Origin of the sequence: Corynebacterium sp. HMSC061H03 (assembly GCF_001838215.1) — a bacterium.
In the GTDB taxonomy this organism is placed as follows: Bacteria; Actinomycetota; Actinomycetes; order Mycobacteriales; family Mycobacteriaceae; genus Corynebacterium; species Corynebacterium jeikeium_D.
In genome coordinates, this window is record NZ_KV836066.1 from 1 (window position 1) to 20748 (window position 20748).

Annotated in this window: 19 protein-coding genes; 14 read left to right on the top strand and 5 right to left on the bottom strand. The window is 57.4% G+C overall.

Annotated elements, in window-relative coordinates; translation table 11 throughout:
• Nucleotides 1-111 precede the first annotated feature (111 nt).
• Entirely contained in the window at nt 112-1116 is a 1005-nt protein-coding gene (locus HMPREF2787_RS10860; RefSeq protein WP_083326661.1) for a tyrosine-protein phosphatase, read from the bottom strand.
• 347 nt (nt 1117-1463) lie between these two features.
• On the opposite strand from HMPREF2787_RS10860, the gene HMPREF2787_RS04760 reads away from it, so the two are divergent.
• The 14 genes from HMPREF2787_RS04760 to HMPREF2787_RS04825 all read left to right on the top strand — a co-directional run bounded on the left by HMPREF2787_RS04760 (nt 1464) and on the right by HMPREF2787_RS04825 (nt 15484).
• Nucleotides 1464-2471, top strand: a complete 1008-nt coding sequence (locus HMPREF2787_RS04760; protein WP_069359483.1) for a siderophore ABC transporter substrate-binding protein — start codon at nt 1464-1466, stop codon at nt 2469-2471.
• Nucleotides 2472-2510: 39 nt separating this feature from the next.
• Nucleotides 2511-3458 carry an ABC transporter permease gene (locus HMPREF2787_RS04765; RefSeq protein WP_069359484.1) on the top strand — a complete coding sequence of 316 codons (948 nt, stop codon included), beginning with the start codon at nt 2511-2513 and terminating at the stop codon, nt 3456-3458.
• Nucleotides 3451-4494, top strand: coding sequence for an iron chelate uptake ABC transporter family permease subunit (locus HMPREF2787_RS04770; protein WP_069359485.1), 1044 nt, complete (start codon nt 3451-3453; stop codon nt 4492-4494). The genes HMPREF2787_RS04765 and HMPREF2787_RS04770 overlap by 8 nt, the downstream gene beginning before the upstream one ends.
• Nucleotides 4491-5249, top strand: coding sequence for an iron ABC transporter ATP-binding protein (locus HMPREF2787_RS04775; RefSeq protein ID WP_049171651.1), 759 nt, complete (start codon nt 4491-4493; stop codon nt 5247-5249). Before HMPREF2787_RS04770 ends, HMPREF2787_RS04775 begins: the two co-directional genes overlap by 4 nt.
• 44 nt (nt 5250-5293) lie before the next feature.
• On the top strand, nt 5294-6190 hold the full coding sequence (locus HMPREF2787_RS04780) for an RNase H family protein (RefSeq protein WP_069359486.1): 897 nt from the start codon (nt 5294-5296) through the stop codon (nt 6188-6190).
• A gap of 112 nt (nt 6191-6302) precedes the next feature.
• On the top strand, nt 6303-7508 hold the full coding sequence (locus HMPREF2787_RS04785) for a hypothetical protein (RefSeq protein ID WP_070858532.1): 1206 nt from the start codon (nt 6303-6305) through the stop codon (nt 7506-7508).
• 120 nt (nt 7509-7628) lie between these two features.
• Nucleotides 7629-8669, top strand: coding sequence for an HAD-IIA family hydrolase (locus HMPREF2787_RS04790; protein ID WP_049193446.1), 1041 nt, complete (start codon nt 7629-7631; stop codon nt 8667-8669).
• Nucleotides 8670-8675: 6 nt separating this feature from the next.
• Nucleotides 8676-8951 carry a hypothetical protein gene (locus HMPREF2787_RS04795; protein WP_049189958.1) on the top strand — a complete coding sequence of 92 codons (276 nt, stop codon included), beginning with the start codon at nt 8676-8678 and terminating at the stop codon, nt 8949-8951.
• 5 nt (nt 8952-8956) lie between these two features.
• On the top strand, nt 8957-9796 hold the full coding sequence (locus HMPREF2787_RS04800; RefSeq protein WP_049171668.1) for a TlyA family RNA methyltransferase: 840 nt from the start codon (nt 8957-8959) through the stop codon (nt 9794-9796).
• A complete protein-coding gene (locus HMPREF2787_RS04805) occupies nt 9789-10751 on the top strand; it encodes an NAD kinase (protein ID WP_070858533.1) in 963 nt (320 codons plus the stop codon). The genes HMPREF2787_RS04800 and HMPREF2787_RS04805 overlap by 8 nt, the downstream gene beginning before the upstream one ends.
• Nucleotides 10752-10809: 58 nt before the next feature.
• Nucleotides 10810-12549 (top strand): DNA repair protein RecN, encoded by a 1740-nt coding sequence (gene recN, locus HMPREF2787_RS04810; protein WP_070858534.1) that lies wholly within the window; start codon nt 10810-10812, stop codon nt 12547-12549.
• A 25-nt stretch (nt 12550-12574) separates the two neighbouring features.
• On the top strand, nt 12575-13759 hold the full coding sequence (gene steA, locus HMPREF2787_RS04815) for a putative cytokinetic ring protein SteA (protein WP_070858535.1): 1185 nt from the start codon (nt 12575-12577) through the stop codon (nt 13757-13759).
• A gap of 89 nt (nt 13760-13848) precedes the next feature.
• Nucleotides 13849-14757: a copper transporter gene (locus HMPREF2787_RS04820; protein ID WP_070858536.1), complete on the top strand. Its 909-nt coding sequence runs from the start codon at nt 13849-13851 to the stop codon at nt 14755-14757.
• A gap of 370 nt (nt 14758-15127) precedes the next feature.
• On the top strand, nt 15128-15484 hold the full coding sequence (locus tag HMPREF2787_RS04825) for a hypothetical protein (protein ID WP_070858537.1): 357 nt from the start codon (nt 15128-15130) through the stop codon (nt 15482-15484).
• Nucleotides 15485-16709: 1225 nt separating this feature from the next.
• Here the strand turns inward: HMPREF2787_RS04825 and HMPREF2787_RS11245 are convergent.
• The 4 genes from HMPREF2787_RS11245 to HMPREF2787_RS04840 all read right to left on the bottom strand — a co-directional run bounded on the left by HMPREF2787_RS11245 (nt 16710) and on the right by HMPREF2787_RS04840 (nt 20734).
• Complete coding sequence (locus HMPREF2787_RS11245; protein ID WP_246824203.1) at nt 16710-16862, bottom strand: IS110 family transposase; 153 nt, start codon at nt 16860-16862, stop codon at nt 16710-16712.
• Nucleotides 16859-17164, bottom strand: a complete 306-nt coding sequence (locus tag HMPREF2787_RS11250) for an IS110 family transposase (protein ID WP_070858538.1) — start codon at nt 17162-17164, stop codon at nt 16859-16861. The genes HMPREF2787_RS11245 and HMPREF2787_RS11250 overlap by 4 nt, the downstream gene beginning before the upstream one ends.
• A 662-nt stretch (nt 17165-17826) precedes the next feature.
• Complete coding sequence (locus tag HMPREF2787_RS04835; RefSeq protein ID WP_070858539.1) at nt 17827-18363, bottom strand: hypothetical protein; 537 nt, start codon at nt 18361-18363, stop codon at nt 17827-17829.
• Between the two features lie 25 nt (nt 18364-18388).
• Complete coding sequence (locus HMPREF2787_RS04840) at nt 18389-20734, bottom strand: 3'-5' exonuclease (protein ID WP_070858540.1); 2346 nt, start codon at nt 20732-20734, stop codon at nt 18389-18391.
• Nucleotides 20735-20748: the final 14 nt, after the last annotated feature.

A 20748-nucleotide genomic window follows, 5' to 3' on the forward strand; every position in this document is an offset into this window, starting at 1 on the left:
TTTGTGGGTCGTGGTAGCCAGTTCCCGTGTGGGGTTGGGTGCTGCGGCCCACTTTTTTTATACCCAACAGTAAACAACATTCAACGAAGGTTGTTGTGGTAAGGCGTGGCGCTATACCAGATACTTCTGGCGCAATTGGTTGATGTCAGCGTCGGAAAGCCCGATGCCTTGTCGGACGAAGTTGTCGAAAGTACCGTAGTTCTCTTCGATAGCGTCCCACGACATCTTGAGCCACTTTTTGTCTACCGCGTCTTCACGATTGAGGTAAGCGTTGCTGGCAAGGAAGTCCTGCTCGATTGCTTCGTAACTAACTCCCAAGATGGCCAAGAGGAACGCGACACCGAGGCCGGTTCGGTCTTTGCCAGCACTGCAGTGGAAAACGACGGCGCCGTCTTCATATGCGAGTGCTTGGAGAAGATCCTTCCAAGCGGTTCGCGGTGCTTCTCCGGTAATCATCAATTCATAGCCGAGCAGTTGGCCGAAGTATTTCACTTCATCGTCGAAAATCTCTGCATCACGCGCTTTGATGCTGTCTCCCGCCGCTTCGTAGAACTCGGGCGCGTGGCCGTAGAGCTGCTCGCCAGTAGTTACGACAGGATTCTTCACAAAGCCCAAGCCATTGCGAACACCGATGATGTCCGCTACTTGGTAAGTCACGCCGTCGGGCAAGACGTCTGGGGATTCGTTGCGCTCTTTAATGTTTCGCAAATCCACGACGTGTGTCACACCTGCCTCAATCATGCGGGCAAGATCTTCGTCGCTTGGCTCTCGTAAAGCATTTGACCTGTATGCGAGGCCTTGGCGGATACGGCGACCGTCCTCGGTCATGATTGGGTTGGCGCTACTTCCCGCTACATCGCGGAAGTTGCTGAGTGAGGAGAGTGAGCCGGACTCGATAGGGGTTTGAGATCTGGTAGGCGCCGTGGTGGTAGCAGACTGTCCGGCGGCCTGTGTCTCGGTCGCACTAATCCCTGTTGTGACTGCATTAAACAGCGAGGTGTCAGGGCTGGCCGATGCGGGCGCTGGGGTCATAGTGCCGAGTGGTAGAAGTAGGACCGCGGTTAGGCCAGCGGCTTGAGCGCGATGGTTCGCGCGGCCCAGGTTAGTTGTATTCACGGGTAATGAGGTTAGTGTGCTTCAGGTTTTCGGCAACTTATAAGAAAAGCTCTTTCTCGCATAGCCCCGCCGGCGCAATAAGGTCCTTTGGAACGCGGTAAGAACGTAACGGGGTGCCTGGCTACACTGCTCAGAAAAGCGGCTTCTACCAGCACAAATTAGCCAACGCTAAGCCAAGTTCGAAATATGCCCTAAATATTGCGCAATTTCATAACGTATTTACTTGTTAAATAGGGCACCCTAAGCTAAGGTTGCGCAGGTAATGATTACCTAAGTAGGTGATTGGGTAACGGCGTCTAAGTGACGTTTGCCTAACAATCCTACTGTGACCGAAGGGATGCCTTTAAGTGGCGCGTTCTAACTCCGGCCGTATTCGCAATATTGTAGTTGCATCTGTTGCGAGCCTTGGACTTGTTCTTGGTGCATGTTCTACTGATGCCGGTAACGAGGATAAGTCTGCAGCTGCAGGCAACGAGTCTACTATTACCGTTACTGATAATCATGGTGAGCAGACCGTTCCTGCCGAGATTGACTCTGTTGTGGCCACGGATAACCGTTCCTTCGAGATGCTCGATCAGTGGGGTATTAAGCTGGCTGCCGCTCCTAAGCCGATTATCCCGTTCACGGTTTCCGACTACAAGGACAATCCTGACGTTCAGGACATCGGCAATCACCGCGAGCCGAATCTCGAAATTGTTGCTGCTGCTGACCCGGACCTGATTGTGAACGGTCAGCGTTTCGGCAAGTACTACGATGACCTGAAGAAGCTCGCTCCGAACTCTGCGATTGTGGACTTCGAGCCGCGCGAGGGCAAGCCGCTGGACGAGGAGCTCAAGCGCCACGCTAAGGGCCTGGGCACCATCTTCGGTAAGGAGAAGGAAGCCGATCAGCTCATCGCAGACTTTGACAAGGCTCTGGAGCGCGCTCGCAAGGCTTACAACCCGGACGTGAAGGTCATGGCGCTGAACTCGTCGGGCGGCACCCTCGGTTACATTGCTCCGACTGTTGGTCGTACCTTCGGCCCGCTGTTCGACCTGATTGGCATGAAGCCGGCGCTGGAGGTCGACAAGGCCAGCGATGACCACCAGGGTGATGAGATTTCCGCCGAGTCCATCGCTGAGGCAAACCCGGACTTCATCATGGTGCTTGACCGCGATGCTGGCACCTCTGTCCGCGGTACCGATGAGTACCGTTCGGCACAGTCTGTGGTCGAGGAAGCCGCTCCGCTGAAGAACGTGAAGGCAGTCAAGGAGGGCAAGATCTACTACGCCCCAGAGGACACTTACACCAACGAGTCCATCATCACGTACACGGAGATTCTGAACGGGCTTGCCGACGCCTTCGAGCAGGCCTAATAGTTCTCTGACCAGTCACAGGAGTACCTCACCAACTCTATGCAGAAGTTACTGGATTCCCGACTAGCCATCGGGATTGCCTTTGTGGCAGTCCTGGTGGCTATGTCGCTGTTTGTAGGCCAATACGACATCCTGGGCGCCGACGACGGCTGGGAGATGTTCGCCACTACGCGTATACCGCGCACCATTGCACTAGTGCTCTCGGGTGCCGCGATGGCGATGTGTGGCTTGGTCATGCAGCTACTTACGCGCAACAAGTTTGTCGAACCCACCACCACGGGAACCACGGAGTGGGCTGGTCTCGGCCTGATTTTCGTGATGTATTTCTTTCCTTCGGCCTCGATGCTTGGCCGGATGGGCGGGGCAATCATCTTCGCTTTCATCGGCACGGCAGTGTTCTTCCTGTTCTTGCGCCGTGTCGCTTTGAAGTCAAGTCTGGTTGTGCCCATCGTGGGCATCATGTTGGGTGCGGTAGTCAGTTCGATTTCGACTTTCTTTGCGTTGCAGACGGACATGCTGCAGTCGCTAGGCGTGTGGTTCGCAGGCTCTTTTACTGCCATTTATAAAGGGCAGTACGAATTCCTGTGGCTGGTCGTCTTCGTGGTTGCAATCGTCTTCGTATTCAGCGATCGGTTAACGGTTGCGGGGCTTGGTGAGGACATTGCCACCAACGTCGGTCTGAACTACAAGCGAATCGTGTTCCTGGGAACGGGGCTGATTGCAATCGCAACAGGTTTGGTCACCGTCGTGGTGGGCAACCTCCCATTCCTGGGGCTCATCGTCCCGAATATCGTCTCCATGTTCCGTGGCGATGATCTGCGCTCCAATCTGCCCTGGGTATGCCTGGTGGGCATTGCCATTGTGACGGTCGCGGACCTGATTGGCCGCGTCATTATCGCCCCGTTCGAGATTCCAGTATCGGTGATTCTCGGCATCCTGGGTGCTGCCATTTTCGTCTATCTGATTGTGGAGCGGCGTCGTGCTTAATCTCAGTTCAACTCATACGGTGGCCGACCCGGCTGGGGCGCAAACGACGTCGTTTAGCACGGGTGCAGCGGCGCGCAGGTACTGGATTATCATTGCTGTGCTGGCGGGCTTGGCGACGTTGTTTACCGCGGGTCTGCTTGCATGGGACAATCCGTTGCCGTTTGGTACGGACGGCTTTTGGCTGATCGCGCGTCGGCGCCTTGATGCGGTCATTGCGATGATCGTGGTTGCCTGCTGCCATGCCGTCGCGACGGTGGCGTTCCAGTCGATTGCGAATAACCGAATTATTACGCCGTCGATTATGGGTTTTGAGGCGCTGTACGTGGCTATCAGTACCGCTGCAGTGTACTTCTTCGGTGCGACCGGCCTGATGAAAGCTGGCTCGGTTGGCGCGTTTGTGCTGCAGCTCGCGCTGATGGTGGGGCTGTCGCTGGTGCTGTATGCGTGGCTGCTGACCGGGCAGGGCGCGGATATGCACAGCATGCTGCTGGTGGGCATTGTCATCGGTGGCGGACTGGCTTCGCTGTCGACGTTCATGCAGCGCATGCTCACGCCTTCGGATTTTGACCTGCTGACGGCGCGGCTGTTCGGCTCTGTCAACAACGCTGACCCGGAGTTTTTCCCGGTGGCGATTCCGCTCGTGATAGGGGCGATCGTGGTGATCGCGTTGCATTCGCGGGCCCTCAACGTCATGTCGCTCGGCCGCGAAGTCGCGACGAATCTGGGTGTGAACTACCAGGTTCGGTCCATCACTGTGCTGGTCGCGGTGTCGGTGCTGATGGCAGTATCGACGGCTATGGTCGGCCCGATGACATTCCTCGGTTTCCTGGTCGCGACCATTGCGTACCAGGCTGCGGATACCTATGACCACCGCTTTGTGCTGCCGATGGCGGCGCTGATTGGCTACGTCACGCTGGCCAGTGCGTATTTCATCCTCAATCACGTTTTCTATGCCCAGGGCGTGGTGTCCATCATTATCGAGCTGGTTGGCGGTTCGATCTTCCTCTACGTCGTTTTGAAGAAGGGACGGCTATGATTCTCCTCGACAGTGTAAGCAAGAGCTATACCAGCGAGGTGTCAATTGGCCCCGTTGACCTGGAAATTCCAACCAACGCAATCACGGCTCTAATCGGTCCGAACGGCGCGGGCAAGTCCACGCTTTTGACTATGATTGGCCGCCTCCTTGCCGTCGATTCCGGTGACATCAACGTCGGTCCATACAACGTGGGCAAGACCAAGTCGAAGGACCTGGCGAAGGTGCTGTCGATTCTGCGCCAGGATAACCACTTCGTCACCCGCCTCACTGTGCGCCAGCTAGTCAGCTTCGGCCGCTTCCCGTACAGCCAGGGGCGCCTGACCGCCGAGGATGAGCGCATCATTTCCCAGTACATCGAGTTCCTCAATCTCGAGGCGCTCCAGGGCCGCTACCTCGACGAGCTCTCCGGCGGTCAGCGCCAGCGCGCGTATGTCGCAATGGTGCTCTGCCAGGAGACGGATTACGTGCTTCTCGACGAGCCGTTGAACAACCTGGATATTTCTCATTCGGTCGACATCATGTCGTACCTGCGCACTGCAGTGCGCGATTTGGGTCGCACCATGGTGGTGGTGTTGCATGACATCAATTTCGCGGCTCGCTACGCCGATTACATCTGTGCGGTCAAGGATGGCCAGATTGTAGAGCACGGCCCAACCGCAGAGCTGATGCGTTCGGAGGTTCTGAGCCCAATCTTCAATACCCAGATTGACATCGTCGAGGGTCCGCACGGCCCGGTCGCCTGCTACGGCTCTTAAGGCAATTCCTGGCCGGCCCCACGCAGCCGATACAATCTAGCCTCATGACTATTACTGCTGCCGTTGACGGTTCCGCCCTGCACAACCCCGGACCTGCCGGGTGGTGCTGGTATATCGACGACAGCTGCTGGGCCGCCGGCGGATGGAAAGAGGGAACCAATAACCGCGGCGAGCTCACCGCGCTTGCCGAGTTGCTCCGCGCCACCGCGCACATCCCCGACGAGCCGCTTTTCGTACTGTGTGATTCGCAGTATGTGATTAACTCCGTCACTAAGTGGATGCCGGGATGGAAGCGCAAGGGCTGGAAGAAGCGCGACGGTAAACCTGTCCTCAACGTCGACATTTTGCAGGACATCGACCGGCTGCTCGTTGGCCGCAATATTCACCTCGAGTGGGTTAAGGGACACTCGGGCCACGACATGAACGAGGCCGCTGATCAGCGCGCCCGCGCCGCCGCCACTGCGTATCAGAAGGGCACCGCCGTACCCGAGGGGCCAGGGTTCGCTGGCGCGGGTAGTCGCGCGCAGACGAAGACTGCGCCGACAAAAACCGCGCCCGCCGCGCCTAGTTCCGAGCCCAAGACGCCCAAGGCCGCAACCTTCGAGCAAGAAGGCCTCTTTGACCTCGCCGTCGACACCACCGTGACACCCGAGGATGCCGCCAAGGAAGCGCTCACCATTTTCCGCCGCGCCGCACATCGCGCTGAACAGGGCAATGCCCGCGCACTCAAGGCATTGCTTAACGACGCGCTGGGCGCCAACCTCGACGTGCCAGACGGACTTTCGGATGCCGAGCATGAGCTCCGCGTCGAGGGAACCACCGCCACCGCGCAGTTCACCACCGACGACTGGGTGGGCCTGGCTGTCTGGGATTTGTCCCAGGCAGTGGGGAAGGCCACAGGTTCCGCACGTTTGCTGGGCTGGAATGTGGGCAGGTCTTAGCGGTAGTATGAAAGTTTGGTCTTTTAGGTAGACCACCAGGCAATCCGGGGTTACTGGTAGCCTGAAAACACATAAATTCTTTTACTCATTACTTATAAGGAGCTCCGACTTCATGGCTGAGCACGAAGGTCCTCGTTCCGGCGAAGGCCGAGGAAATCGCGGAAACCGCGGGTCTAACCGTTCCCATGGTCGTGGCGAGGGCGGCTTTAACGGGCGCAACCGCAACGATCGTCGTGGACAGGGTGGTGGCCCAGGTGGTCGTGGCCGTGGTGGTCACGGTGGTCATGGCGGTAACCGCGATTCCCGTGGTTCGCGGGGCTTCCGTCGTGATGATCGCGATGATCGTGACTTTAACCGTGGCGACCGCAATGAACGCGGTGGCCGTGGCGGTCGTGGTTACAACCGCAACAATCGAGATGATCGTAATGAGCGCAACGATCGTGGCGAGCGCAGCTTTGACCGGAACGACCGCGGCGACCGCAATGATCGTCGCGGCCCGGGCGGGCGCGGTGGCCAGGGAGGTCGCAACTTCGACCGTCGTGGTGGCAAGCCACGTCGCTCCAATCGTGGTGGCCGCTTCCAGGATGAGAAGCGTACGCACCGCACCGGCCCGCAGCGCCCAGGCTTCCGCGAGGAGCGCATTGAGGCCCGCAAGAACGAGCCGAAGCTCCCAGATGACATTCGTGCAGATGAGCTCGACCCGAGCGTGCGCCAGGATTTGAAGAGCCTGGCTAAGGACAACGCCGACAAGGTTGCTCGTCACATGATTATGTCCGCAATCCTGATGGCTGAAGACCCGAAGCGTGCTCTGGAGCACGCCCGCGCAGCGAAGGACCGCGCAGGTCGCGTCGGTGTCGTTCGTGAGACCGCTGGTGTTGCCGCTTACCACGCAGGTGAGTGGAAGGAAGCCCTGGCGGAGCTGCGTGCTGCTCGCCGCATCTCCGGTGGCCCGGGCATGCTTGCGGTCATGGCGGACTGTGAGCGCGGCCTCGGCCGCCCAGAGAAGGCCATCGAGCTGGCTCGCTCCGAGGAAGCCAAGCAGCTGGACAACGAGTCCAAGACTGAGCTGGCTATCGTCGCCGCAGGTGCCCGCCGCGATATGGGCCAGATCGATGAGGCTCTGGTCGAGCTGGAGACCCAGGATCTGAACCCGGACCGCGAGGATTTCGAAGCAGCTCGTCTGTTCTACGCCTACGCTGATGCGCTGGTGGAGGCCGGTCGTAAAGATGATGCCAAGGTGTGGTTTACCCGCTGCGCCAAGATCGATGTGGACCAGATGCTCGATGCTCGCGAGCGCATCGAAGAGCTGAGCAAGTAATCAGCCCAGCTGCCGGCTCGCGACATCAGCCACCGCTAACGCACCGCTGGCGCGATCCGGCTGCGCATCTACAATTCGTCGTAAAGCGTTCCTATTTCGTAAAAGGAGAAATGAACCCACATGGCTTCTGTCGCTTCTTCCTATGATGCCGCTCTGCTGGATCTGGATGGCACGATTTACGAGGGCGGCGCGGCGATTCCGAACGCGCTGGAGGGGCTGACTGAGGCGGCGCTGCCGATGGTGTTTATTACCAACAATGCCTCGCGCGCGCCGCAGACGGTGGCGGATCAGCTCAATGGGCTGGGCTATGACGTTCATGCGGACGATGTGATGACGTCGGCGCAGGCGGCCATTGAGATGGCGGCGGAGGTCATTGAGCCGGGCTCGAACGTTTTTGTGTTGGGTGCGGAGTCGTTTAAGCAGTTGGCTCGTGAGGCGGGGTACAACCTCGTGGATTCCGCTGATGACAACCCTGCGGCGGTGTTCCAGGGGCTCAACCGTGAGATGACGTGGAAGCAGATGTCGGAGGCGGCGCTGGCGGTGTCGCGAGGTGCGCGCTTCCTGGTGTCGAATTTGGATACGACGCTGCCGTCGGAGCGCGGTTTCCTGGTTGGTAATGGTTCGGTCGCTGCGGCGATTTCTACGACCACGGGCGTGGCGCCGCTGTCGGCGGGTAAGCCGAAGCCGCCGATGTTTATTAAGGCGGCGGAGCGTGTGGGCGCGAAGAATCCGCTGGCGATTGGGGATCGCCTCGACACCGACATCGCGGGCGGAAATGCGGCAAAGATGGACACGTTTATGGTGGTCACAGGCGTTTCCACGCATATGGATGTCGTTGCGGCGCCGCCTGAGCACCGCCCGACGCTCATCGGTGCTGACATGACTGCGCTGAATCGTGAGCTGGATCAGGCACGTCCGGCTCCGCAGGCTGGTTTCACCGCGCGTTACGACGACGCGGAGGCCGGTGTCATCGTTCTTTCTGGCGGTGACATGGAAGATCTTCGGTTGGTGAACCCGGCGGAGGCCGCGGTGGCGGCTCTGCTGACGGTCGTAGATGTGGTGTGGAACTCTGAGGCTGGTCGTGCTGGCGCAGTCGAGGTCGCGCAGGTCCGCGCGGAGGGCCCGGCTGCTGAGGCGGCGCTGGCTGCCTGGCGGAAGTGATAGCCGATGAGTGAGGTTGCACCGAAGCCGGGGCAGGGGCTGGGGCAGGGCGCTGGTCCTGTGCCGGGGCCGAAACCCGGCCCTGCATCTGTACCGAGCCCTGCGCCTAGCCCGGCGGCGATGCCCGGCGCGCGTGAGGTAACTCCGGAGGACGTCCGCGAGCAGGTGGCGGCCGCACTGTCAGCACCTGCCCCGACGCCGCAGGAGAGAGTCGCGCAGTTTGAGCGGGCGCATGAGATTTTGTATGAGGCCCTGGGCTCGTCACGCAGGGAAGGAAAGTGAACGCGGTGGCAAAGAAAGCTCCTAAGCGCAGGCTCGATGCGGAGCTGGTGCGAAGGAAGATTGCTCGCTCCCGTGAGGCGGCAGTGGACATGATTAAAGCCGGCCGAGTTGAGGTCGGTGGTTTTGTCGCCTCTAAGCCCGCGACTGCGGTGACGGGGGACGTGTCCATTCGCGTCAGTGGTCTGGAAGAAGACGAGAACTGGGCGTCGCGCGGGGCTCACAAGCTGCTCGGCGCACTGGAGGCTTTCGAGCCGCAGGGCCTGGACTTGAAGGGCCGGAAGGTGTTGGATGCCGGTGCCTCCACGGGCGGCTTCACCGATGTGTGCCTGCGCCGCGATGTCGAGACCGTCTACGCCGTCGATGTCGGTTACGGTCAGTTGATTTGGCGCTTGCAGGATGACCCGCGGGTGGTTGTGCTCGACCGTACTAACGTCCGCACGTTGACGCCGGAGATTCTCGGTGGCACGGCCGATGTCATGGTTGGCGACCTGTCGTTTATTTCTTTGAAGCTGGTCCTGCCAGCGATTGTTTCCTGCCTCGACGAGGGCGCTGACCTGCTGCCAATGGTCAAGCCGCAGTTCGAGGTGGGCAAGGAGCGCCTTGGCTCCGGTGGTGTCGTGCGCAGCGATGCACTGCGTCAGGAAGTTGTCCAGGAAGTCGCCGAATACGCCCGCACTCTGGGGCTGTCCTTCCGCGCAGCCGTGGCCAGCCCGCTGCCGGGTCCGAGCGGCAACGTGGAGTTCTTCCTGTGGCTGGTGAAAGACGGCGGCGCCAGCGATATTGGTGATGAGGCTATGGCTGCGGCCATCGCCAAGGCTGTTGAGGAGGGGCCGCACAATGACTAGCGCGAAGACTCACTCACGGGAAAGCAAGCCCAAGACCAGCGCCGGCAAGCGCGAGATTCTGCTGGTTCCGCACACCGGCCGTAGCGCCAACCTGGAAATGGCCGCCGAGGCGGCCGAGCTGCTTGAGGCCGCGGGTATCGACATCCGCGTGCTGGCCGGTAAGAACCCAGAGGCGCTGGCCGCGCACCCAACGCTCGGCAAGTACCCACGTTACTGGCATTCTCCGCAGGCGGCGTCGGGATGCGAACTCGTCCTCGTCCTCGGCGGCGACGGCACCTTTCTGCGTGCCGCAGACATTGCGCACTCGGCTGACCTGCCGGTGCTCGGCATCAACATGGGGCACGTGGGCTTCCTCGCTGAGTGGGAGCAGGAGTCCATGACCGAGGCGATTAGCCGCGTCATCAAGCGTTCCTGGCGCATCGAAGACCGCATGACCATCCGCGCCACCGTCCGTGACACCACCGGCCGCGTCATTGGCTCTGGCTGGGCGCTGAACGAAGTCAGTATCGAAAATGTCAACCGCCGTGGCGTCCTGGACGTCATCTTGGAGGTCGATGGTCGCCCGGTGAGTTCCTACGGCTGCGATGGTGTGCTAATTTCCACGCCGACCGGCTCTACCGCGTACGCCTTCTCCGCAGGTGGTCCCGTACTCTGGCCGGAGCTCGACGCTATGCTCGTCGTGCCCAACAACGCCCACGCGCTGTTCTCCCGCCCGCTGGTGATCTCACCGCATTCGACTATCGCGATTGAGACCAACCACGACACCGCCGAGGCGGTCGCGGTGCTCGACGGCTTCCGCAACATCACCATGCCGCCGGGCAGCCGTATCGAAATCGAGCGCGGCGCACAGCCGGTGCGCTGGGTGCGTCTGGACGATCAGCCGTTCGCCGACCGTCTGGTGCACAAGTTCCGCTTGCCGACGTCCGGGTGGCGCGGCCCCGCCGAGGCGCAATAGCCCCTAAACACAGCAGACAAGACCCCACACTTCAAGGGAAGGACTGATTGCAGGCGCCATGCTGACTGAGATTTCCATCCGCGACCTCGGCGTTATCCCGGACGCGACGCTTGAATTCAGCCCAGGTCTGACCGTACTCACAGGCGAAACTGGCGCGGGTAAGACCATGGTGGTCACAAGCCTCAAGTTGCTCTGTGGCGCGCGTGCCGACGCCGGCCGCGTGCGCACCGGCGCAGACAAGGCCCTGGTGGAAGGCCGCGTGTCCACCGAACACCTCTCGGAGGAAGAGTCAGCCACTATCGATGCTGTGGTTTCTGAGCTCGGTGGCGAGCGCGATGAAAATGATGAGTATCTGCTTGCCCGTCAGGTCTCCGCGAAGGGGCGCTCCCGGGCGTGGGTTGGTGGCCGCAGTGCGTCGGCTGCGGCATTGGCGGATGTCTCCACCCGTCTGATTGCCATTCATGGCCAGAACGATCAGCTGCGCCTGCAAAGCGCCGATGAGCAGCGTGCGGCCATCGACCGCATGGATGCCGACACCATCGCACCTACCTTGGAAACTTACCGGCAGCAACGCGCACACTGGCGCACCCTGGTCAAAGAACTGGAAGAGAAGACCTCTAAGCGCCGCGAGTTGGCCATGCGTGCCGACCAACTCAGCTTCGCCATCGAAGAAATCGACGCAGTCTCGCCCGAACCAGATGAGGACCAGGACCTGGCCTCCCAGATTCGCCGTATGCAAGATCTGGATGGTCTCCGCGACGCCGCCGCTGTGGCGCTAGCCGCCATCGATGGTGCCGCCGCCGTGAGCGTGACCGGCATGGATACCGCCACCGAAGACTCCGGGGCCGCCGAACTCCTCGGCGCCGCCGCAAACGAGCTCGCCGGCGCCAATGATGACGAGCTCACCGAGTTTTCCAACCAGCTCAATGAGCTGACCAGCCAGCTCTCCGAGATCTCTGCTGGTCTCGGTGCGTTTCTCTCCGGCCTGCCGGAGGAAACCGAATCCCTGGACAAGCTCATGCAGCGCCAGGTGGAGATCAAGAATCTCACCCGTAAGTACGCCCCGGACATCGCAGGTGTGCTGGCTTGGCGGGACAAGGCGGAGCGCAAGCTCGCCACGCTAGATGTCTCCGGCGAAGCGCTGGACAAGCTCACCGCGGAGATCAACACCGCGGAGAAGAAACTCGGCACCACCGCACGGAAGCTCTCCAAGGCCCGCGCAAAGGCCGCGAAACACCTGGAAGAGGCCGTGACCAAGGAACTCAAGGGCTTGGCCATGCCGCACACTTCGCTGGTGGTGGAGATCACCAAGGCCGACACCTTTGGCCCCGCCGGCGTGGACAACATCGAGTTCAAGCTCCGCGCCCATGAGGGTGCCGAGCCGCGCCCACTGGCCTCATCCGCATCCGGCGGTGAGCTTTCCCGCATCATGCTGGCATTGGAAGTTGTCCTCGCCGAAGGACAGGCCGGACACACGATGGTTTTCGATGAGGTCGATGCCGGTGTTGGTGGGCGCGCGGCTGTGGAAATTGGCAAACGGCTGAAGCAGTTGGCGGTGAATAACCAGGTGATCGTCGTCACGCACTTGCCTCAGGTGGCGGCGTTTGCGGATACCCACTTGGTGGTCAGCAAGGATGCGCGTTCGGGCGCGGTGTCGTCGAAGGTGACGAGCTTGGGCGATGAGGAGCGGATTGACGAGCTCGCGCGGATGATGGCGGGCTTGGACGATTCGGACTCCGGACGCGCGCATGCGCAAGATCTTCTGGATCAAGCTCGGCGCGCCTTCGCGGCCAAGTAGCTGCTCTTATGTTTCACTAAGTGCCATGAGTCTGTTCTCTCGGAACGAAAAAGATCTTCCTGGCATTTCGGGGACCGTGCGGGACGGTTCCCGCCTGGAGCGTGCGCTGAAGCGCATGGGCGAAGGCGACATCGTGGTGATCGATGCGCCGGATATCTCGCGTCCACTGGCACAGCAGTTGATTGATGCCAAGGTCGCCGCAGTGGTGAACACCGGCGCGTTTACCACGGGTTTTGTGCCGAATTACGGCCCGCAGATGATGCGCGACGCCGACATCGAAATGGTGCAGAACGTCGGCGACGAGGTCTTTGAGAAGCTCAAGGACGGCAAAAACGGCAGGCTTGACGACGGCAAGCTCTACCACGGTGACCGCCTAATTGGACAGGGCGACGAGGTCGACCAGGACGAGCTGGAGCGCGCCTTCGACGAGGGCCGTACCAGCATGGTCGACCGCCTGGAGGCTCTCTCAGGCAACTTGGTGGAGTTCGCCAAGACCGAATCCCCGCTCTACATCGATGGCCTGGGCATTCCGGACGAGACGGAGCCGCTGCGTGGCCGCAAGGTCGTTGTGGTCAGCCCTGGTGAGGGACACCGCAAGACGCTGGAAGACTTGAAGAACTTCATCCGCGAGTACGAGCCGCTGCTCATCGGCGTCGACACCGGTGCCGACACGCTCTTTGATCTCAAGTACCAGCCGGACTACATCATCGGTGATCCGGAGAACATCAACTCCGAGGCGCTGCGGTCTGCCGGTTGCGTGATCCTGCCCGCTGATCCGGACGGTCACGCGGTGGGCCTTGAGCGCATTCAGGACCTCGGCATTGGCGCCATGACGTTCCCGGCGCTGTCCGATTCCGCCACTGACCTGGCGCTGGTGTTCGCCGCACATCACGACGCCGACATGGTCGTCTCCGTCGGTGCTCCACAGAACATCGACAGCATCTACCACGCTGAGGATCAAAGCGGCGTGCCGTCGGCCTTGCTGTCGCGTTTGAAGGTCGGGGAGAAGCTTGTCGACGGTCGCATGGTCGCTGACCTCTACCAGGTCAATAGCCGTGGTTTCGGTGTGGCCTGGGCAATCCTGGCTATCTTCGTGGCCGTTGCGGTGATCTTCGCTATCGCTGGTACTTCCGGTGATGGTTCTGTCAGCGAGAATCTGATTGATACCTGGAACTCCATTGCACTGTGGTTCCAGGGGCTGTTTAAGTAGTTATAGCGGTATCTTGAGCATTGTGAGCGCCTAGAGTTTTCAGCTGTCAGTGCTGATTGAGGCGTCGGCGAAAGGAAAAGGGACAGGCGATGGCGAAGAAGCGCAGGAGCGGGAAGTTTACAGCCGGTGTGACAGGTGCTGCCCTCGGTGTGGCGGCAGGCGCTGCGCTGGGTGCTTATGTGCTGAACCCCGCTGGCGCTGGCATTGATTTCGGCACTGGTGCCGCCTCTGAGCGCGATGCCGCCGTCGCGCGTGCCGATGCGCAGCAAGCGCGTGCCGATGAAGCCAACCGCATCATCGAGCCCATCGTCGGGGAGATTGTCAAGGACACTTTGAAGGACGTGCCGGTCCTTGTTGTCGCCACGCCGGATGCCACAGATGAGCAGCTTGCAGGGGTTTCCGAGACCCTGCGCGCCGCTGGTGCTCCGGATGCGGGCGTGCTGAAGCTGACCGATAAGTTCCTCTCTGCCGCTGGTGCGGATGAGCTGAAGGACACGGTTTCTACCTCGCTGCCGGCCGATGTGCAGCTGGACCCGGAGCGCCGTGAGCCGGGCCGCCAGGCTGGCCAGGCATTGGCTCCGGTGTTGGAGCTGGATAAGGATGGGGGAGAGCGGGCTTCCGCTGCGGACCGAAAGCTACTGCTGGAGGCCCTGAAGGGCGGCGGCTTTGTGGAGTACGAGGAGGGGACACTCCGACCTGCTGCTGGCATTGTGATTGTTGGTAATCACGGCACTGTCTCGCGCGCTGCGATTGATACGGGCGAGGACCCGGAGTTCGGCGCGGGCCTGGTTGCGGATCTGGCGGTGGCGCTGGCTGAGGGTTTTGGTGCTGGTGACGATGCTGCTGTTCACGTTGTGGTGGGGACTGACGGTTTCGGTAAGAAGGGCATCAGTGCTCTGCCTGACGAGCGCTGGGGCACCGACCCTGCTGTGAAGCGTGTGGACGCTGTGTCTGACGCTGCGGGGCAGGTTGGGGTTGTTGGGGAGCTAAAAAGGTAAAAAGTTTAGTATTAGTCTGCTGGTCTTTAATTAATATTTTTTCCAGATTCACGTACCAGTATTTGAGAAGAACTGTTTGCGGCGGGGCTATCTTTAATTTTTTAGGCATTAAGGTGAGTAAAGATTGGGTAATATATTCTATCGGGTCGGTCCGACGCCTGATTATATTTACGATAAATATACTCGAATTATCGCCGAATCGTCATATTTGAGAAATATATTCTCACCACGATTCGGGCTATGCGGGCTGCTTCTTGTTAGGTTATCGGTATTTCTAATTACAGTGCTTTTGGGTATTCGCTTTAGTGTGCAAGAGCTAATAAGTAATAACGATAACCTTGCAGAATTTGAAAATGGGTACTGTTCCAGTATGGCTTTATCTTATCTTATTTTTACGGTTGGTTTGATTGTAGTTTTCATTGGATATGGAACAGTCGATATAGGAGCAAAGAGGATATTTTATTTTATCAGTTTTATTTTTATGGCATTTACTCTTGCTGTTGTAAATAACATTGTTATCTCAGCGGTTGTGGAAGATGGCTTTTTAGTCGGATATTTGCTGGCTGGAGTGGCGGCAATCTGGTTGATAACAGAATTCGTCGCGATGAGAATGCAAGAGGATTTCGTTAATGCAGAAGTTGTTCATATGATTGAAATTAAAGAAGATTTTTATATTGAAATATTACTAGCGAATCAAAGAAACGAGCAGCGGTTGAATGGTAAATAGCGTACTTGATGTGTGTGGTTGTACTTTTAATAGAGTAGGTTGACGTGAACTATACTTGTCTCTTGTAGTTCTTGCATCCTATTAACTTTGATGTCCAAGAATGTGTTTGGATGCTTTTAGGGATATAATTCTTATTTCTGCTATACTCGCAGACACTAGTGGAGATTGTTGAAGCTCCGAATACTTGGTGGTATCCGGTCTTGATTCTATTGCGCGTGTAGCATCCAGTGTGTTGAAGACATGAAATATAAAGAATACAATTCGAGAGATGTTATTGCAAGATGTGTGAATGCTGCAATTGTGAAATCTGTATTGATTCCCCTTTTCTCTTTTGGGTCTATCCCTATGTTTTTGGCAATCCGTTGTCGTGATTTCTGAGTGAAATTCTCGGGGATAGATTCCAAGCACGGTGATATGGCCCCTTAACAACTGTTGATGGGCCTGGTTTTCGCGGGGGTTAGGTTGCGACTGGTCGACCAGTCGGTTTCTCTCTGTAGTACTCCTTGTTCTTGAGTAGCGCGTAGATGACGTTGTACCGGCTTCTAGTTAATCGCATGAGTTGGGTACATTATGGCGCTCGCCTTCTGCTCGTTTGCGCACGTAATAAGTTCGGGATGTTTCATTACTTCGGACGGCAAGAAAAGCTTCAGTAGAACAGGGGATTGTTCAGTCATTCATTTCCTGCCCTAGCTGGATCCTCTCCGCGAATTGATGAACATAATCGTTGTGTCACAGGGGCAATTCGTGTGTAGGAGGCCAAATGGACCGAATGAGGAAAAGTCGGATTCGACACCGATAGAAAACCGGATCTGTGCTGCGGTCTTGATCCAGATTCCTGGGCTGCTTGATTCAGGACCCGGGAAAGAGGGCAATCCACCATTCTGTTCTCGACTTGGTTGGCAATAGTATCTCGTTGGGCTCTCACTGTTTTAATATTGGCTGCCAATTTTTTCTGGGGGAAACTCGGTGGCCTCAGCGCCTGGAACAGTAACGGTTTGCGCTGCTAACGCCGCGAAGATGTTATCGACCAGTGTTGCTGTGGTTTTGGTGGGGGGGGGGCGACATCCCGTTGAGCCCCCTTGCCCGCCCCCTCTTTTAGCCCTGTTGGGCCCTTGTAGTGGATTAGTAAGTCCAGTACTGGGGTTCGGGTAAGTGTGTTGCCAGCGAAAGCATGCTCCAGGCCTAGGTAGATTTGGGTAAGGATACTGTGCAATCGGTAAACGATTTAGGTGCAGTCGCGGGCAATGTCGTCATCGAAGACGGACAATATCTTCAGCTCGGAAAGTACTTCATCGTTGAGACTTACCGCACGTGGCGTATGGGGCATTGTGCGGGTGGTATCGGCGATGAGCGAGGTGCCTCGCGTTTGTCTGTTCACGCACACCCCGGGTGGAGGTCGGCAGCTTTGCGCAACGCCAGGCCGAGTAGGTATGCGATTTCGCAGTTACAGTCACGAGCTACAGCGATGGGAAGCGCATTAATAGTTTTGGGTTGGTGGGCGGTAGTTAAGGCTGCGCCTCGATCCTGAAAGTCATTGAACAGTGCTGCTAGTTCGGATTTGAGTTGTGGTAGCGGTTTGTCGAAAACCTTGTTGCCTTCACGGTCGAGGGTACAGGTCTGATAATTAGACTTTCTGATGTCTAGGCCGAGGAATATGTCAATGGAATGCTTCGGTGACATGTTGAGCTTCTAGAAAAGGAGTTGGGTATGTCGTTGTTCGAGTTGCTGGCGTCATGACATTCGGGAAGCACACCCACGTCTACACTGAGGCCTGGATATAGGTTCCGGTCGTGTTCCTATTAGCTGTCATCGAATTTCTTGGTGTCGGGCGGTACCACCTCGGATTATTGAAACTACGCGACGATTGAGCCATACCGGGACCAGCGGCTATCCCCATTATCGGGGATGTTCTCAAAGTAACGGAGCAGCGAAAATTGTGCTTTGGCATTGCAGATTGTCTCGCGTTGCTCCGTGTTTGAATTCGAGTGGGGGTATGCGATTTGGTCAGAAACGCAAATCCCGTTGGTTGAAGATGTTGATTCTAATGGAGGTAGGACGGTATGTATCGCAAAGAGCTTAACCGCTGTTTAGGCGAACCGTTGTGGACCGATACCGCAATCATTTTGTAAATGACTGCTTAACTCGTTTTAATTACTCCTGCGAGCAATGAGTATTTGGTTAAACTTCAAATTATATTTGCTTTTAGTATGTGTGATTAAGTTTCGATATAATTCTATCTGAAAGAAAATAGCTTTACCAATTAATGAACCGTGGTTTTATGGTCTCTCGAATACCTGAAAAAGGTCAAAGATAATAAGTGGTTTGTAAATCTTTGATCAAATTCAAATCCTGGATCCTTTGTTAGGCTGTGTAGTAGCAACGGTTGTACGAAGGTTTTCGAGAAGCTGATCAAACTTAACCTTCTCATTTGATTGTCTTCCAAGTATTGGGTCATACATGAAGTTAGTAACTGGAAACTGTTGGGAGAGGAATTCTCCAAGCTCGTAACTGGCTTTGCGTACGTCGTGGTCGACAAGATCAAGATCCATTATTTCCCAAATTCCAAAAAGTTTTCGCTGGAATTCGTTTCGTGCTCGCATTCCTTCTTCACATAGGGTTTTGTGGTTAGGAGATACTTCGACCATTTGATTAAGTTCGGGGCTCGTCATTTCTGACTGTAGGTTTCTTAGGGATTGAAAGAAGGTTTTAACTGCATTCTTTTGAATTTGTGATAGTTTTCTTTGGTGTGCCTTCACTTCGTCGTCGTTTCGTTGTTTATCGTCGTGAAGGATCTTCAAATAGTTCATCCCGAATGTCATCCCTGATCCAATAAAAGCAGTAATTGTAGGAATCAGGGTGTGCCAGATTTCTATTTCCATTTCTCTCCCGGCTTTGCAAGGCGCCTTAAGGCAACAGCTCCGAAGGAGCACCAACCATCGTGATGACCAGCTGGTCACGAGCACGCGAGGCTGCAACGTAGAGTAGCGCCCGCTCACGCTGCATTACATCGTTTTGCTCCGACTCCGCAAGGCTATTGAATCCGAAGACCTTCGGCATATTCTCCGAGGAAACATCCGCGAGAATGACGTTGGTAAACTCCATACCCTTAGCGTTGTGCATGGTCATCACCGATACCTCGTTGCTCAACGTGATAGCTCCGGAGCGATCTCCGGAGACCGAGATGTCCCTCTCGCCGAGGAATGCCTTCAGCTCGTCAGACTGGCGGTTGGTTCGGGTAAGAATACCGACATGCATCGATGGGGAATCAGAGTCGAGCCACTGTTTGACCGTGGTTGCGATAATGTTGAACTCTTCCTGCTTATCAGCTGCATGTGCGATGATTGGTGCCGGGCCGTTGGCAAGCGACCGGTAGCCGACGAGAGTGTCGTTTTCAGCTTCCGAGTCGATCCACTCTGCGCCTTCCAGAATCGAGGTTGCGTAGGAGAGGTTCTGCGCGGTGGTTCGGTAGTTTACGCGGAGTCGTTTGGTTGCACCACCGCGGGTTTCAATGCCGTAGTTTCGCAGGATGATCCGGCGACCATAGATTCGCTGGTGAGAGTCCTCTGCGATGAAGATGTCATCTGCCCCCTTGGCTACCGCTGCCCGAAGGAAACGCCAATGTCCCGCATGGAAGTCCTGGGCTTCGTCGATAAGCGCATGTTCGAACATAGGGACGCCGCGGTGCTCGAGCACTTCGGCACCGACGACGGCGAGGGCGGGGAAGGGGAGCTGCTCTTCAAGCTCGCAGGAACGCAGGAACGAGCGGCAGATAGCCCACACCTTCTTGCGTTCGGCGCGGTTGAGCGGAGTACCACGTCCCTGACGGGAAACGCGCAGGTACTCCTTTTCGGTGCTGATTGAGGAGGTGAGGATGACATCGACGAGCTCGCCGCGGAGGAACTCCGGCTGAAGCTTTGAGGGATGCATGTCTTCGCCGTGAAGCTCAGCGGCTTCCTGCCACATCTGGTCCTCTTGGTAATCGCCCAAGGGCCGGGGGACGAAAGAACCGTGGATTCCCAAAGCAGATTCCATAGCTGCTTCAAGTTCTGTGGTCTGGGCGTTGTCCAATACCCGGCGGACAAGTGCGTCGATGCCAGAGATCCACAGGCCCGGAGCTCCGTGGGAGGAAGCTTCCGGGAAGGACGGATCGAGCGTGCTCATCAGGGTCTTCAACTGGTTTGCGAGACCTCGCGTAAACGTAGTCAGCAGGATGCTCGAGTCGGGGTACTTCTCCAGCAGGTACTTCGCGCGGTGAACAAGCACAACCGTCTTGCCAGTACCCGCGCCACCCACGACGCGAGCGGAACCCTTGTGATCGCCAAAGGCTGCCTTGCGCTGGGAGTGGTGCAGGAATACTCGCCACTCTTGGAAGGAGCCCTTCTCCCAAATCTCCTGAAGCTCCTCTTCGGAAGCCTCAAACACAAGTCCCTTTTCCTTCAGCTGAGTAACAATCTCGTCACCGCCGAGCTCGGCTTCGTCGGTGGGTGAGGCGGGGGCCAGACCGAGGTCTTCCTTGACCTCATCAATGGTCATTCCCGCAATTAGGCCGACGATGGCATCCTTCTCCCAATCAGGGCTCTTAGCCAGCAGAGATTCGAGGTCATCCTCAGATTCGGCCCGCCACGTCGCACCGATGGAAACCTTGGAGATTCCAAGCTGAGTTTCCAACGCTTCTTGGTCAATCCCCGCGTCCATCAGTGTCTTACGTGGGGGAACGGCTGGCGTAACGACGGTCGTTGTCTCACCCTGTTGCGTCTCCGTTCGCGACGCAGGTGCCTCCGCCTCACTGTCCTCCGAGCTTTCGGATTCATCGTGGGCGGCTGCAGCCTCCTGTTCTGTCTGGAGCTTCGCCAGCTTTTCTGCTGCTAGCTGCTGAGCACGTGATTCGATTTCGGCCGCGACATCGGCTTCATTGTCTTCGGTTTCTTCGACGACAAAATCAAGAACACCATTGACCGGATTACTGCGAATACGAAGTCTGGCCGCATAATCGTTGGCCTCATCGTGGTTGTCAATCTTCATCAGAAGAAAATGACGCTGTTTGGATCCTTCGAGCTCAATCAGCACAGCTCTGTACTGGTCTGTGACTCTCGCCGTCCGCACGCGAGAATCCACGGCATTCTTCAGTGGCTTCACTTTTAGAGAAGGGTTTGACGGATTCTCCCGTAGCTTCTCAATGAACTGCATCGTTTGCTTTTCGAAGCCCTTAATGGACTTGAAATCGCTTGCAAAGAAAACGTTGGCGGACATTTATTTGGACCTTT

Bases quoted from the DNA above. Each gene is read 5' to 3' on its own strand.
- HMPREF2787_RS04765 (WP_069359484.1), top strand. From the start codon at position 2,511: ATGCAGAAGTTACTGGATTCCCGACTAGCCATCGGGATTGCCTTTGTG.
- HMPREF2787_RS04820 (WP_070858536.1), top strand. From the start codon at position 13,849: ATGGCGAAGAAGCGCAGGAGCGGGAAGTTTACAGCCGGTGTGACAGGT.
- steA (WP_070858535.1), top strand. From the start codon at position 12,575: ATGAGTCTGTTCTCTCGGAACGAAAAAGATCTTCCTGGCATTTCGGGG.
- HMPREF2787_RS04790 (WP_049193446.1), top strand. From the start codon at position 7,629: ATGGCTTCTGTCGCTTCTTCCTATGATGCCGCTCTGCTGGATCTGGAT.
- HMPREF2787_RS04775 (WP_049171651.1), top strand. From the start codon at position 4,491: ATGATTCTCCTCGACAGTGTAAGCAAGAGCTATACCAGCGAGGTGTCA.
- HMPREF2787_RS04785 (WP_070858532.1), top strand. From the start codon at position 6,303: ATGGCTGAGCACGAAGGTCCTCGTTCCGGCGAAGGCCGAGGAAATCGC.
- HMPREF2787_RS04835 (WP_070858539.1), bottom strand. From the start codon at position 18,363: ATGGAAATAGAAATCTGGCACACCCTGATTCCTACAATTACTGCTTTT.
- HMPREF2787_RS11250 (WP_070858538.1), bottom strand. From the start codon at position 17,164: ATGTCACCGAAGCATTCCATTGACATATTCCTCGGCCTAGACATCAGA.
- recN (WP_070858534.1), top strand. From the start codon at position 10,810: ATGCTGACTGAGATTTCCATCCGCGACCTCGGCGTTATCCCGGACGCG.
- HMPREF2787_RS04825 (WP_070858537.1), top strand. From the start codon at position 15,128: ATGGCTTTATCTTATCTTATTTTTACGGTTGGTTTGATTGTAGTTTTC.
- HMPREF2787_RS04840 (WP_070858540.1), bottom strand. From the start codon at position 20,734: ATGTCCGCCAACGTTTTCTTTGCAAGCGATTTCAAGTCCATTAAGGGC.
- HMPREF2787_RS04780 (WP_069359486.1), top strand. From the start codon at position 5,294: ATGACTATTACTGCTGCCGTTGACGGTTCCGCCCTGCACAACCCCGGA.
- HMPREF2787_RS04795 (WP_049189958.1), top strand. From the start codon at position 8,676: ATGAGTGAGGTTGCACCGAAGCCGGGGCAGGGGCTGGGGCAGGGCGCT.
- HMPREF2787_RS04805 (WP_070858533.1), top strand. From the start codon at position 9,789: ATGACTAGCGCGAAGACTCACTCACGGGAAAGCAAGCCCAAGACCAGC.